This window comes from Thalassococcus sp. S3 (assembly GCF_004216475.1).
Classification (GTDB): Bacteria; Pseudomonadota; Alphaproteobacteria; order Rhodobacterales; family Rhodobacteraceae.
In genome coordinates this window covers 2402997-2416740 of the sequence record NZ_CP022303.1, presented here as the reverse complement: position 1 = coordinate 2416740, position 13744 = coordinate 2402997, and the positions used below count along the sequence as shown (strand labels likewise).

Sequence of the window (13744 nt, the reverse complement as noted above, 5' to 3'; positions counted from 1 at the left end):
AAGCGTTGGGGCAGAGGGCTCAGGCTTCCAGCACGAACATCTGGTTGTGCATCGCCGCCTTCAGCACCGCCTGGGCCGTCGTTTCGACCGACAGCGCTTCGCGTGCCAGGCGCAGATGCTTTTCCACGGTGGCCGAGGTCAGACCCATCAACAGGGCGATATCCTGCGTTGTCTTGCCGTCGCCCACCCATTCCAGCGCCTCGCGTTGGCGCTTGGTCAGGTTCCGGTTGGGCGCGGAATAGGGCAGGGTGAGGATCTTTAGATGCGCGATGTTGTTCATCAGGTGAATGTCGCGCCCGTGTTCGGCCCAGATCTCGTCCACCTCGTCCTGGCTCATCCCCGGATGGGCCGTCAGCGCGATCGCACCCTTCGAGCGCATCGAGACCGATTTGAAGCTGATCGTGTAGCCCGCGGTCACCTGCATGCCCAGGTTGAATTCGATCACCCGCTGTTCTTCCTTCGTCAGCACCTTGCCGTCGAACATCTCTCCGACATAGCGCCAGCTTCCCGCGCCCTCGTTCTCCAGCGCCCAGCGGGTCATCGGCGCGTGGAAATAGAGGCCCTCATGAATGAAGGTCTGGGTGTATTCCGGCTTGTGATTGGTCAGGATTATGAAATCTTCCGGATCGCCCAGCGACGTGCTCGTCCTGTAACGGGTAAAGCCGTAAAGCAGGCGATCAAAGCCGTAGCTCGCCATCCTTTCGGTGTGCGCGGACCACAGCTCTTCCATGGATTTGGTATTGGACAAAAATTGTAGATACTCACGCATCTTCATTCTTTGTGTGCCTCCGCCAAATACGCGCTCATCGCGTCGAGTGCCAGACTATATCCTTGTGATCCGAATCCGCAAATCTGTCCTAGCGCCACGGGCGCGATAAAGGACGTGTGCCGAAAGGCTTCCCGTGCGTGGATGTTCGAAAGATGCACCTCGATCAGCGGCAACTCAACCGAAGCGATGGCATCCATCAACGCGATCGAGGTATGGGTCAGCGCGCCCGCATTCAGAATCAGACCGCGATAGGTCCCGCGCGCCGCGTGAATGGCGTCGATCAGGACGCCCTCGTGATTGGACTGCACGAAGTCCACGCTCAGCCCCAGAGGCGCGGCATGCGCCGTGCACATCTCCTCGATGTCTTTCAGTGTCTCAGAGCCATAGACGTCAGGCTGCCGGGTCCCCAGCAGATTGAGGTTCGGCCCGTTCAGCACCAGGATTTTCGACATTCACACCACTCGTTTTCTACCCCACCCTTAGACGGGCGATATGGGCGCTGTCCAGCGTTGCGCATACGTAAAACAGCGTTTTTGCACCTGATCGGCCACGTTTTAGGGTAAATGAAGGGCGTCAGGCCGGAGCAGCAAAAACCGACAGACCCAACCAATCGGCGACAAGGGCCGGGGTTTCAGACCCCTCGATCTCGATGGTGAGAGCGTTTTCCCGCAACAATTCCGCCTCGGATCGCTTGGTGACCGATTTCAGAACGAACCGACCCCTCAGCCGGGACCCCGCCACAACGGGCGACAGGAAGCGCAGCTTGTTGAAGCCGTAATTGATCCCCATGACCTGCCCCTCGTAGGGCTGAAAGCAATCATAGGCAAAGCGGCTTGCCAGCGAGAGGGTCAGAAAGCCGTGCGCGATGGCGCCGCCAAAGGGCGTTTCCTTCGCCGCGCGCTCAGGGTCGACGTGGATCCATTGATCGTCATGCGTTGTTTCGGCGAATTGATCGATCATCTTCTGATCGACCATGATCCAATTCGACACGCCCACTTCGGTGCCGATCAGCGCCTCGGATTGCGCCAGTGCTTTATCAATCGCAGCCATCTTCTGTCCCCTTACTTGCCCGGATCGGCCGCCACGCGAACCATCCGTTTGCCCTTGTTGTCGCCTGCCAGCAGCCCGATCAGGGCGTGCGGCGCATTCTCCAGCCCCTCCACGATGTCCTCGAAGACCTTGATCTGCCCCGACTGCACCCAATGCTGCAGCGCGCGGGTGGCCTTGGCATCGTCGCGGGCGAAATCCATCACGATGAACCCTTCCATCCGCAGCCGCTTGACCACGACCAGCCCCGGCAGGTTGCGCGGCCCCGAAGGCGCCCCGCTGTCATACTGGCTGATCGCCCCGCAGCAGACCACGCGGCCCCGTTCGTTCATCGCGAAAAGCGCCGTTTCCAGCACCGCGCCGCCCACATTGTCGAAATAGATATCCACCCCGTCCGGGCAGGCCGCGCGGATCGCCTTGCCCAGCCCCGCCTCGCGGTAATCGACGCAGGCATCAAAGCCCAGCTCGTCCACCACCCATTTGCATTTCTCGGGCCCGCCCGCGATACCCACGACCCTGCACCCCAGCGCTTTGCCGATCTGGCCCACGTAACCACCGACGGAGCCTGCGGCGGCTGAGACCAGAATCGTCTCGCCCGCCATCGGCTGGCCCACGCCGACGAGCCCGTGAAACGCCGTCTTGCCCGCGATCCCGTAGACCGAGATCAGGTTCGACAGCTCCGGCACGGCGGGCAATTTCTGCAACTTATGGGCCGCGCGCACGTCATATTCCGCCCAGACCCCTTCGCCGCCCACGATATCACCGGGGGAGAGGCGGGGGCTCTTGCTCTCGACCACCTCGCTGATCGCGTAGGTTGCCATCACGTCGCCCGCCTTGACCGCCTCGCGGTAGGTGGCGCCCTGCATCCAGGACCGGTTGGCCGCGTCAATCGACATCAGGATCGTCCTCAGCAGCACCTCTCCGTCGCCGGTGGAGGGCGCCTCGACCTCCTGCGCCTCGAAATGATCCGGGCGCAGTTCCGCCTCCGGCAGGCTGCGCACGACGATCTGTTGCATTTTCATATCGGGCTCCTTTCAAGAGCGGTTGTCTCGCGCTGCGCTTTGCCGCTAGCAAAGGCGCAGAAATTCGGGAGTTTTCGATGACCAAGGAATATCGCCAGCCCACCTACAGCCTGCCCACGGGCGCGTCCGAGCTTTTGCTGATCCGGCACGGCGAAAGCGAACCGGCCCGTCCGGGCGTGTCCTTCCCGATGAAGGACGGCCATGGCGACCCGGCGCTTCACCCGGCGGGCGAGGCGCAGGCGGTGCAGGTGGGCACGCGGCTGCGCGACACGCCGATTGCCGCGATCTACGTCACCAAACTCCGCCGTACGCATCAGACGGCGGCCCCTCTGGCCGGTCATCTGGGGATGACACCCATCGAAGACCCCGACCTGCACGAAGTAAGCCTGGGCGACTGGGACGGCGGCCTTTACCGCATCAAGGCAGCCGAGGGCGATCCGATCTACGAGCGTGCGAAGGAGGCGCAGGAATGGGGCCTCATCCCCGGCGCCGAGACAACGGCCCAGGTCCAGACCCGCGTGCGGCGCGGCCTTTTGCGTGTCGCAGCCAGCCACGTCGACCAGCAGGTCGCGGTCTTCGTGCATGGCGGCGTGATCGGTGCCGCTATGGCGCTGGCCAGCGGGTCTGCGCCCTTCGCGTTTCTGGGGGCCGCTAACGGCTCGATCTCCCGCCTTGTCATCCAGGGCGAGAGCATGAGGGTTCTCGGCTACAACGACGTGTCGCATCTGGGCTGAGCCCGCTCAGCCCATCGTCAGCACGACTTTGCCCAGCACCTTGCGGTCCTGCATCATCTCCAGCGCCTTGGCCGCATCCTCCAGCGGAAAGCGGGCCGAGATGCGGGGCTTCACCTTGCCCTCCGCATACATCTGAAACAGCTCCCGCATGTTCTCCGCATGCCCCTCCGGCTCGCGGTAGACCGAGGCCCCCCAAAAGACCCCTACGATCTGGCTGCCCTTCAACAGGGTCAGGTTCAACGGGATCTTCGGGATGCCCGCCGGAAAGCCCACGACCAGAAAGCGCCCTGTCCAGGCCAGCGCCCTTATCGCCGGTTCCGCATAGTCGCCGCCCACCGCGTCATAAACCACGTCCACCCCGTCGGGCCCGGCCAGCTTTTTGATCTCTCCCGACAACGCCTTCTGCGCATCGCGGTCAAGCTCACGCGGATAAACGATGGTCTCGTCCGCACCCAACTCCTTGCAAAACGCCGCCTTCTCCTCCGACGACACCGCCGCGATCACCTTGGCGCCCGCCGCCTTGCCCAGCTCAATGGCGGCCACGCCGACGCCGCCCGCCGCGCCCAGAATCAGCAGCGACTCGCCCGCCTTGATCTGCGCGCGGTCCTTCAGCGCGTGATGCGATGTGCCGTAGGTAAAGATGAAACACGCCGCATCCTCATACGGCATCCCGTCGGGGATCTTGATCGCCGTATTCGCCTTGATCGTGATGTGGGTGACAAACCCGCCATGCCCCGTCAGCGCCAACACCCGGTCGCCCACGGCAAAGCCCTCGACGCCCTCACCGATGGCATCGACCTCGCCCGCGATCTCTCCACCCGGCGCGAAGGGGCGGGGCGGCTTCATCTGATAAAGGTCCCTGATCATCAGCGTATCGGGAAAATTCACCCCCGCCGCATGGACGCGCAGCCGGATCTCGCCCTTCTTGGGTTCCGGGTCCGGCAGGTCCGTCAGTTTCAACGTCTCCGGCCCGCCCGGTGCCTCGCTCAACATCGCTTTCATCGCATCCTCCCTCGCGCTGTGCCTCCACGTCATTTCTGTTCGGCACGGTTCCAGCTTGTCAATCAAATATCGGAATGCAATTCTGCATAGCGAAACTAACGTCACGACAGTGTTGGGGAGGCACCCGTGCTAGACATCCAAGACCCAGAGCAGTTTCGCTCTGCCCTCCGCGCATGGCTGGAGGAAAACTGCCCCGAAGAGATGCGCGATGGCGCTGCGGATGAGACTACCATCTGCTGGGGCGGAAAAAACTGGAAATTCAGCTCCGAGGCCCAGAAAATCTGGCTGGAGCGGGCCGCCGCCGAGGGCCTGACCGTGCCCACATGGCCGCGTGAATACGGCGGGGCAGGGCTCGACCGGGCGCGCGAAAAGGTCTTTCAAGAGGAAATGGCCCGCATCAATGCGCGGACCCCTTTGCAAAGCTTCGGCATCTGGATGCTGGGGCCCGCGCTGCTCCACTTCGGCACGCATGAGCAGAAACTCGAATATCTCCCGCCCATCGCACGCGGCGAAATTCGCTGGTGCCAGGGCTATTCCGAACCGGGCGCGGGCTCCGACCTCGCCGGGCTTCAGACCAAATGCGAAGACATGGGCGATCGCTGGCTGGTCAACGGTCAAAAGGTCTGGACCTCCTATGCCGACAAGGCCGACTGGATCTTTGCTTTGGTCCGCACCGACAAGGAGAGCAAGCACAAGGGCATCTCGTTCCTGCTGATCGACATGACAAGCGACGGGGTCTCGACCCGCCCGATCAAGCTCATTTCCGGCGCATCGCCCTTCTGCGAGACGTTCTTTGACAATGTAAAAGTGCCGAAACATCACGTCGTGGGCGAGGTCAACCGGGGCTGGGACGTCGCCAAATACCTACTGACCCATGAGCGGGAAATGATCAGCGGCTCGGGCATGTTCGCGGGCGTGTCCCGTTCGCTGGGCGCGGTTCTGGCCGATGACAGCGACGGGCTGACCGAACCCACGCTCCGCGCCAAGGCGATGGAGGCCGAGGTCGATGCGCTCGCCGTGGGCCTCACCCTCGAACGCTACAAGGATCAGGCCGAGGCGGGCGGTGGCGTGGGCGACGCATCGGCCATGCTGAAATACATGGGGACGGAATTGAACAAGCGCCGTCACGAATTGCTCATGGCCGCCGGTGGCAGCGACGCGCTGGAATGGGACGGCACGCATGCAGGCCGCGCCGGCGACTGGCTGCGCACCAAGGCCAATTCCATCGAAGGCGGCACGTCTGAGGTGATGCTGAGCATCGTCTCCCGCCGCGTGCTTGGACTTCCGGGGTAAGAAACATGGCAACATTGGTCAAAACCGAAGAGGAAACCATGCTGGCGGATGCCGCGCGCGGGTTTCTGGACGATGCCGCCCCGGTGACGCATTTGCGGGGCTTGCGTGATGCGGGCGAAACCCACGATCCCGCGCTCTGGAAAGAGATGGCCCAAATGGGCTGGGCCGGCATCCTCGTGCCCGAAGAGCAGGGCGGGTCCGACATGGGCCACGCCGCCGCCGGCGTTCTGGCCCATGAGATGGGCAAGACCCTCGCCACCAGCCCGTTCCTCTCCAGCGCCGTGATCGCCGCCACCGCCCTGCGGCAGGTGTCGGATGCGCGCGGCGACGCCCTGCAACGCATCGCGTCAGGCGAGGCGATCTATGCGCTGGCGGTCGATGAGGGCAACAAATTCGCCCCCGACGCCACCGCCATGACCGCCGAGCGTGTCGGCAACGGCTTCCGCCTCACCGGAGACAAAACCTTTGTCGTGGACGGAGCGCTCGCCGACCGCCTGCTGGTTCTGGCGCGGACCGAAGAGGCGCTGACCCTGTTCGACATCCCCGCCGACCGCGACGGGATCACCCGGAGCGCGCAGAACATGATCGACGCCCGCGACAGCGCCCGCATCCGCTTCGACGGGGTCGAGGCCACGGGTGACGACGTGGTGGGCCAGGTCGATCATGCAATGGATGTGCTGAAACCCGCTTTGGAGGCAGGGCAGGCGGCGCTTGCCGCCGAGATGTCGGGCCTCGCCGCTGGCGCCTTCGGCATGACCGTCGAATACCTGAAGGAGCGCAAGCAATTCGGCATCGCCATCGGCAATTTTCAGGCCCTGCAACACCGCGCGGCCCATCTGTGGTGCGAGACGGAGGTGACGGCCTCCGCCATCCTCCATGCCGGTCGCAAGCTGGATGAAGACCCCGCAAACGCCACGCTCGCCGTCTCGCTCGCCAAGGCGCGGGCCACCAGCACCGCGCAACTGGCGGTGATGGAGGGCGTGCAGATGCATGGCGGCATCGGCATGACGGATGCCTTCGACATGGGCTTTTACATGAAGCGCGCACGCGTCTCGGCGGAATGGCTGGGCGATTACGGCTACCATGCCGGGCAGGTCGCGCGGTTGCGTGGGTTCTAGGGTGCAGACCGGCAACCAACATAAGGGCATCGCCTGACCGCGGGTGGGCGTAAAGCGCCCGCCCATGGGGGCGGTCGGGCGCTGCCCGTGCCTTCTGCACGGGCGGGTAATTCAAAGGACACCAAACCAAATGACACCTGAAACCCTCTTCTCCCTCCACGGCAAAAGCGCCCTCGTCACCGGCGGCGCCACCGGCATTGGCCGCATGGCCTGCGAAGCACTCGTGCGCGCCGGCGCCCGTGTCCTTCTCGCCAGCCGCAAGGGTGACGCCTGCGAGGCCATCGCCGCCGAACTCAACGCATTGGACGCCCCCGGCTCCGCCGAAGGGTTCGCCGGCGATGTCGGCACCGAAGAGGGTGTGGATGCCCTTGTCGAGGCGGTCAAATCCCGCACCGAGACACTCGACATCCTCATGAACAACGCCGGCCGCACCTGGGGCGCGCCCATGGGGCAGTTTCCGTTCGAGGCCTGGGACAAGGTCATGTCCGTCAACATGGCCGGCCTCTTCCACCTCACCCAGAAACTCCTGCCGATGCTGATGCAATCCGGCTCCATCGACGACCCCGCCCGCGTGATCAACGTGGGCTCCGTAATGGGCGAGGTGCCGATGGGCGACGGCGCCTACAGCTATTCCGCCTCCAAAGCCGCCGTCATCCACATGTCCAAGATCATGGCCAAGGAACTCGCCGGCCACCACATCACCGTCAACGCGTTGGCCCCCGGACCCTTCGTATCGAAAATGACCGCTTTCGCCACCGCCGATGAAGGCATGCGGGAGAAAGTGGGCTCCGACGTTCCCCTTGGCCGTGTGGGCCGCGAAGAGGACATCGCCGGTTGCATGCTCTTTCTCTGCGGGCAGGGCGGGGCCTATGTCACCGGTGCCGTGATCCCCGTCAGCGGTGGCATCAACGTGATGTCGGGACAAAATATATTCGAAAAAGCATTGCAATAAACAAGGAAGTTAAAGTCATGAGCATCAGGTTCGACGGACGTGTTGCCATCGTCACCGGCGCCGGAACCGGCCTTGGCCGCGCCCATGCGCTGGGTCTGGCCGCGCGGGGCGCCAAGGTCGTGGTCAACGATCTCGGCGTCTCGACTGACGGCGAGGGCCGCTCCTCCGAAGCCGCCGAAGCCGTCGCCGCAGAGATCCGTGCGGCAGGTGGTGCCGCCATCGCCCATGGCGCCGATATCTCGAGCGAGGCGGACGTGGCCGACATGGTCGGCCAGGCCATGGCCGAATGGGGCCGCATCGACATCCTTGTCAACAATGCCGGCATCCTGCGCGACAAGACATTCTCCAAGATGTCGCTCGCCGATTTTCGCAAGGTGGTCGATGTCCACCTGATGGGCACCGCCACCGTCACCCATGCCTGCTGGCCGATCATGCGCGAGCAGAAATATGGTCGCATCGTGCTGACCTCCTCCAGTTCCGGGCTTTACGGCAATTTCGGCCAATCCAATTACGGCGCCGCCAAGGCCGCGATGATGGGCCTGATGAACGTCCTCCATCAGGAAGGCGCCCGCGACGACATCCGCGTGAACACGCTGGCCCCCACCGCCGCCACCCGCATGACCGAAAGCCTGATGCCCGAAGATGCCCTGGCCCTTCTGGCACCTGAAACCATCACGCCGGGCCTGCTCTATCTCGTCTCTGAAAACGCGCCGTCGCGCGTGATCATGGGCGCGGGCGCGGGCAGTTTCGCCCAGACGCGCGTCTATGAGACCCGGGGCATCACGCTCACCGGCGACGACAACACACCGGAGGCCATCGCCGACCGGTTCGAAGACCTCTCCGATCCGACAGATCAGGAAGAGCTTGTAAACGCCTTCTCACAAACACAAAAATACGCCCGCAATGCGGCTGAGGCGCAAGGCCTCAAGCTGAATTGGGGCACCTGACCAAAAAAGGGAGATCACCCATGCGCGACGCAGTCATCGTATCCACCGCCAGAACCCCGATCGGCAAGGCCTACCGTGGGTCCTTCAACGCCACCACGCCGCAGGCGCTCTCCGCCCACGCCATCGAACATGCGGTCCAGCGGGCCGGTATCGAGGGCGCAGAGATTGCCGATGTCGTCTTCGGCGCCGCCCTGCAGCAGGGCCATTCCAGCGGTAACATCGCCCGGCAGGCCGCCATCCGCGCGGGCCTCCCGGTGACCGTCGCGGGCATGTCGCTCGACCGCCAATGCGCGTCCGGCATGATGGCCATTGCCACCGCCGCCAAGCAGGTTGTGCAGGACGGCATGGACATTGTCATCGGCGGCGGGGTCGACAGCATCTCTATGGTGCAAACGCCCGAAATGCGCGTCGCCGCCGATCCCTGGCTGCGCCAGAACAAGCCCGAGATCTATATGACCATGCTGGAGACTGCCGAAACCGTGGCCGAACGCTACGGCGTCACCCGGCAGGCGCAGGACGAATATGCCGTCCAGTCCCAGGCCCGCACCCATGCCGCGCAAGAGGCCGGGCGTTTCGATGCCGAGATCGTGCCCATGACCACGATCATGAAGTTCCAGGACAAGGAAACCAAGGAGATCAGCGAACACGAGGTCACGCTGTCGAAGGACGAGGGCAACCGCCCCGGCACCACGTATGAGAACGTCGCGGGCCTCCAGCCGGTCTTCAAGGACGGCATCCATGTCAAGGAAGGCAAGAACATCACCGCCGGCAACGCCTCCCAGCTGTCCGACGGCGCGTCGGCCAGCGTGGTCATGGAAGCCTCCGTCGCCGAGAAGAAAGGCCTGGAGCCCCTGGGCCGCTATGTCGGCGTGATGGCCGCGGGCTGTGAGCCTGACGAGATGGGCATCGGCCCTGTCTTCGCCGTGCCGAAACTGCTCGAAGCACACGGGCTCAAGATGGACGATATCGGCCTCTGGGAGCTGAACGAGGCCTTCGCCTGCCAGGTTCTCTACAGCCGCGATAAACTGGGCATCCCCGATGAGCTTCTGAACGTGGACGGCGGCGCCATCTCCATCGGCCATCCTTACGGCATGTCCGGCGCCCGCATGGTCGGCCACGCGCTGATCGAGGGCAAACGCCGCGGCGTGAAATACGTCGTCTGCACCATGTGCGTGGGTGGCGGCATGGGTGCTGCCGGCCTCTTCGAGGTTCTCTGACACCAAAAAGGCCCGGCGCATCCCGCCGGGCCGTCCCTTTGCGCGAAAAGGATGATGACATGAAAGACACCGCCTCCCGCTCCGACAGCCACCTGCCCAAGGCGCTGCAGGGCCTGCGTTTGCCCATGGTCGCAGCCCCTCTCTTCATCATCTCGGTCCCCGAACTGGTGATCGCGCAATGCAAGGCCGGTATCATCGGCTCTTTCCCGGCGCTGAATGCGCGTGAAGCCGAAGGCGAACCACCGCTCCTCGACGCATGGCTCACCCAGATCAAGGAAGAACTGGACCGCCACAACCAGGACAACCCCGACACGCCCGCAGCACCCTTCGCGGTCAACCAGATCGTCCACCGCTCCAACGGGCGGTTGCAGCGCGACATCGACATCTGCGTCAAACATGAGGTTCCGGTCTGGATCACCTCCCTCGGTGCGCGGGTGGAGGTGAACGAGGCCGCCCATTCCTGCGGCGGCGTGGTGCTGCACGACATCATCAACAACACCTTCGCGAAGAAAGCCATCGACAAAGGCGCCGACGGTCTCGTCGCCGTCGCAGCCGGGGCAGGGGGCCATGCAGGCTCTCAATCCCCCTTCGCGCTCATCCGAGAAATCCGCGAATGGTTCGACGGGCCCTTGCTGCTGTCAGGCGCGATCGCCACCGGCGAAGCGCTCCTCGCCGCCCGTGCTCTGGGGGCTGATTTCGGCTATATGGGCTCGCCCTTCATTGCCACGCACGAGGCCAACGCCCAGCCCGAATACAAACAGATGATCGTCGACAGCTCGGCCGAGGACATCGTCTATTCTTCACTGTTTACAGGCGTCTGGGGCAATTACCTCAAGAAATCCGTCGAACGCGCGGGCATGGATCCCGATAATCTGCCCTCCGCCGACCCCTCCTCAATGAACTTCTCGCAAGGCTCCTCGAAACCCAAGGCCTGGAAGGAGATCTGGGGCTCCGGCCAAGGCGTCGGCGCGGTGGAGGCCGTCACCGACGTGGCCACGCTCGTCAACCGCATCGACGCCGAATACCGGGCCGCGGGCGCCAGGCTCGCCGCCGATTTCAATGGCTGAACTGCTCGTCATCCGCCACGCGCAGGCCTCCTTTGGGCAGGACAATTACGACCGCCTGTCCGATCTGGGCCATGAACAATCCCGCGTGGTGGGGGACGCGCTGCGCGCCTCCGGCTGGGAGCCTGACCGTCTGATCACCGGCACGCTTACGCGGCAAAAGGAAACGCTCGCCTCCATGGGCTTTTCCGAGCCGCCCGAAGAGCATCCCGGCCTCAACGAATACGACTTTCACGACCTCCTGCGTGTCCGCTTCAACGGCACCATACCCGACCTCGTGATGGGCGACCGCAAGACCCATTTCCGCACCCTCCGTGAGACCATCCTCGACTGGCAAAAGGGTGGGCTCTCAGGCGCGAAAGAAAGCTGGCGCGACTTCGAAACCCGCGTCGCCGCCGCCCGTGCCTTCGCCACCGACACGGACGCCAAACGCGTCCTCGTCATCAGCTCCGGCGGGCCCATCGGGCAGCTCACCGCGCGCGCTCTGGATGCCCCCGACGCGCAGATGATGGCGCTTAACCTTCAGGTCAAAAACACCTCCCTCACACGGTTTATCTTTTCAAACCGGGCGTTTTTCCTGCATGAATTCAACGCAACACCGCATCTGGCCGACGCCGCCCGCGCGCATCTGCTGACCTATAGCTGAGGAGCGATATGAGCCAAGACACGCAAACCCTCGATCTCGACGCCGTCTCGGCCTACCTCTCCGCGCACTTGCCGGGCTTTGGCGGACCGCTGGAGGCGACCAAGTTCGAAGGCGGTCAGTCGAACCCCACCTTCCTGCTGAAAACGCCCGCGAAAAACTACGTCCTGCGCCGCAAGCCGCCCGGCACGCTTCTGAAATCCGCCCATGCGGTGGACCGCGAATACCGCGTGCAAAAGGCGCTGGCGGGTTCCGACGTGCCCGTCGCCAAAATGCATCTGCTCTGCGAAGACGACGCCGTGATCGGCTCCTCCTTCTACGTGATGGACCATGTGCCGGGCCGCAACTTCACCCAGCCCACGCTGGAGGGGTTGACCAACACCGACCGCACCGCCGTCATCGACGACATGAACCGTGTGCTGGCCGCCCTCCACATGGTCGATATCGACGCCGTGGGCCTGGGCGACTACGGCCCGCCCGGCAATTACTTCGAACGTCAGGTCGGCCGCTGGTCCAAGCAATACCGCGCGTCCGAGACCGAGACTGTCGCCGCGATGGACCAGTTGATGGACGCCCTCGTCGCCGAGATGCCCGAAGATGACGGCCAGCGCACGCTGGTTCACGGCGATTACCGCATCGACAACATGATCTTCGAGGCTGAGGGTACCAAATGCCTCGCCGTGCTCGATTGGGAGCTGTCCACCATCGGCCACCCTTACGCCGATCTCGCCTCCGTCATCATGCAATGGCAGATGCCCGCCGGGGCCGAGGGCAGGGGCCTTGCCGGCATCGACCGCGCCGCACTCGGCCTGCCCAGCGATGCCGAGTTCATCGCCAAATACTGCGAACGTCGGGGTCTGCCGGGCGTGGAGAATTTCGGCTTCTACCTCTCGTTCTGCTTCTTCCGCATGGCCGCGATCATCCAGGGCGTGCTGAAACGCGCGCTCGACGGCAACGCATCGAACCCCGAACGCGCCCGCAAGGTCGGCCAATACGTCCCTGTCTTCGCCCAGCACGGGCTGCAAGCCCTCAAGGCGGGCTGAGCCCCATGCCCGACAGCGACATCGAGGACAAGGACCGCAATTTCGTCACCGCCCTTGCCCGCGGCCTCGATGTGCTGCGCTGTTTCGAACGGGGCGAGGCGGAGCTGACCAACACCGATTTCTCCGAACGCACCGGGTTGCCCAAGGCCACGATCTCGCGCCTGACCCATACGCTCTGCAAGCTCGACTACCTGGTCGCTGACCCGCGCAAGGGCACCTATCGGCTCAGCTCCGGCGTGCTGCAACTGGGCTTCGGCGTCCTGTCGTCGATGGAGATCACCGAACGCGCCGCCGATCCTATGCGCGCGCTCTGCACCGGCCCGAACCCCTATGTCACCGTCGCCCTGGGCGAGCGGCACCGGATGGATGTGGTCTATGTCGCCGTGCACCGCTCGCACGAGGACGTGTCGCTCACCATGCATGTCGGCTCCCGCATCCCGCTCTTTCACTCCGCCATCGGGCGCGCAGTTCTCATCGGCATGCCGGAAGACGAACGCGCGGCGGCCTTTGCGGAGGCCAACGAAATCGACCCCGAAGGCGACGCCGAGCGTCGCTCAGGCTTTCATCGCGGCCTTTCGGAGTACGAGGCGCAGGGCTACTGCACCGGCTACGGCGAATGGCGCCCCGATGTGAACGGCATCGCCGCGCCGGTCTTCTCGATGAACGGTTCGCGGGTCTATGGGCTGAACGTGGGTGGGCCATCCTTTCACGTCAAACGCAAGCAGCTCGAGGGCGTCTATGCCAAACGCCTGATCGAGGCCGCCGAGACGCTGAGCATCCGGGCCTGAGCCCCGGGCAGAATCACGACATCACCGGCGAAATTTTGTTCCGCAGAGCGGAATGTCAAAGCCCGTTTCCGACCCTGCAAAACCAGGTATCTTCCGGACCGTCCG

The 13744-nt window shown here is 64.1% G+C and carries 15 protein-coding genes; 10 read left to right on the top strand and 5 right to left on the bottom strand.

Annotation, left to right across the window (positions count from 1 at the left end; genetic code table 11):
* Positions 1-19: 19 nt before the first annotated feature.
* From CFI11_RS12010 to CFI11_RS11995, 4 genes are all read right to left on the bottom strand, one after another.
* Positions 20-775, bottom strand: coding sequence for a LuxR family transcriptional regulator (locus CFI11_RS12010; RefSeq protein WP_130406236.1), 756 nt, complete (start codon positions 773-775; stop codon positions 20-22).
* The gene (aroQ, locus tag CFI11_RS12005; RefSeq protein ID WP_130406234.1) at positions 772-1221 is read right to left on the bottom strand and encodes a type II 3-dehydroquinate dehydratase; all 450 of its coding nucleotides are present in this window, start codon (positions 1219-1221) and stop codon (positions 772-774) included. Before aroQ ends, CFI11_RS12010 begins: the two co-directional genes overlap by 4 nt.
* A gap of 121 nt (positions 1222-1342) precedes the next feature.
* Positions 1343-1819: a MaoC family dehydratase gene (locus CFI11_RS12000; protein ID WP_130406232.1), complete on the bottom strand. Its 477-nt coding sequence runs from the start codon at positions 1817-1819 to the stop codon at positions 1343-1345.
* Positions 1820-1830: 11 nt separating this feature from the next.
* A complete protein-coding gene (locus CFI11_RS11995; protein WP_130406230.1) occupies positions 1831-2838 on the bottom strand; it encodes an NADP-dependent oxidoreductase in 1008 nt (335 codons plus the stop codon).
* A gap of 77 nt (positions 2839-2915) precedes the next feature.
* Between CFI11_RS11995 and CFI11_RS11990 the strand changes: the two genes are divergently transcribed.
* Positions 2916-3572: a histidine phosphatase family protein gene (locus tag CFI11_RS11990; protein WP_130406228.1), complete on the top strand. Its 657-nt coding sequence runs from the start codon at positions 2916-2918 to the stop codon at positions 3570-3572.
* A gap of 6 nt (positions 3573-3578) precedes the next feature.
* On the opposite strand, the gene CFI11_RS11985 is transcribed toward CFI11_RS11990, so the two are convergent.
* Positions 3579-4574, bottom strand: coding sequence for an NADPH:quinone oxidoreductase family protein (locus tag CFI11_RS11985; RefSeq protein ID WP_130406226.1), 996 nt, complete (start codon positions 4572-4574; stop codon positions 3579-3581).
* Positions 4575-4700: 126 nt separating this feature from the next.
* Here CFI11_RS11985 and CFI11_RS11980 point away from each other — a divergent pair, with 126 nt between their 5' ends.
* The 9 genes from CFI11_RS11980 (at position 4701) to CFI11_RS11940 (ending at position 13639) form a co-directional block, all read left to right on the top strand.
* A complete protein-coding gene (locus tag CFI11_RS11980; RefSeq protein WP_130406224.1) occupies positions 4701-5867 on the top strand; it encodes an acyl-CoA dehydrogenase family protein in 1167 nt (388 codons plus the stop codon).
* Between the two features lie 5 nt (positions 5868-5872).
* The gene (locus CFI11_RS11975) at positions 5873-6985 is read left to right on the top strand and encodes an acyl-CoA dehydrogenase family protein (protein WP_174843500.1); all 1113 of its coding nucleotides are present in this window, start codon (positions 5873-5875) and stop codon (positions 6983-6985) included.
* A gap of 130 nt (positions 6986-7115) precedes the next feature.
* The gene (locus tag CFI11_RS11970) at positions 7116-7937 is read left to right on the top strand and encodes an SDR family NAD(P)-dependent oxidoreductase (RefSeq protein WP_130406222.1); all 822 of its coding nucleotides are present in this window, start codon (positions 7116-7118) and stop codon (positions 7935-7937) included.
* A gap of 17 nt (positions 7938-7954) precedes the next feature.
* Positions 7955-8884 (top strand): SDR family NAD(P)-dependent oxidoreductase, encoded by a 930-nt coding sequence (locus CFI11_RS11965; RefSeq protein WP_130406220.1) that lies wholly within the window; start codon positions 7955-7957, stop codon positions 8882-8884.
* Between the two features lie 20 nt (positions 8885-8904).
* Entirely contained in the window at positions 8905-10101 is a 1197-nt protein-coding gene (locus CFI11_RS11960) for an acetyl-CoA C-acyltransferase (RefSeq protein ID WP_130406218.1), read from the top strand.
* Positions 10102-10160: 59 nt separating this feature from the next.
* Complete coding sequence (locus CFI11_RS11955) at positions 10161-11168, top strand: nitronate monooxygenase family protein (RefSeq protein WP_130406216.1); 1008 nt, start codon at positions 10161-10163, stop codon at positions 11166-11168.
* On the top strand, positions 11161-11811 hold the full coding sequence (locus CFI11_RS11950; RefSeq protein WP_130406214.1) for a histidine phosphatase family protein: 651 nt from the start codon (positions 11161-11163) through the stop codon (positions 11809-11811). Before CFI11_RS11955 ends, CFI11_RS11950 begins: the two co-directional genes overlap by 8 nt.
* A gap of 8 nt (positions 11812-11819) precedes the next feature.
* On the top strand, positions 11820-12851 hold the full coding sequence (locus CFI11_RS11945) for a phosphotransferase family protein (RefSeq protein ID WP_130406212.1): 1032 nt from the start codon (positions 11820-11822) through the stop codon (positions 12849-12851).
* A gap of 5 nt (positions 12852-12856) precedes the next feature.
* A complete protein-coding gene (locus CFI11_RS11940) occupies positions 12857-13639 on the top strand; it encodes an IclR family transcriptional regulator (RefSeq protein WP_130406210.1) in 783 nt (260 codons plus the stop codon).
* Positions 13640-13744 lie beyond the last annotated feature (105 nt).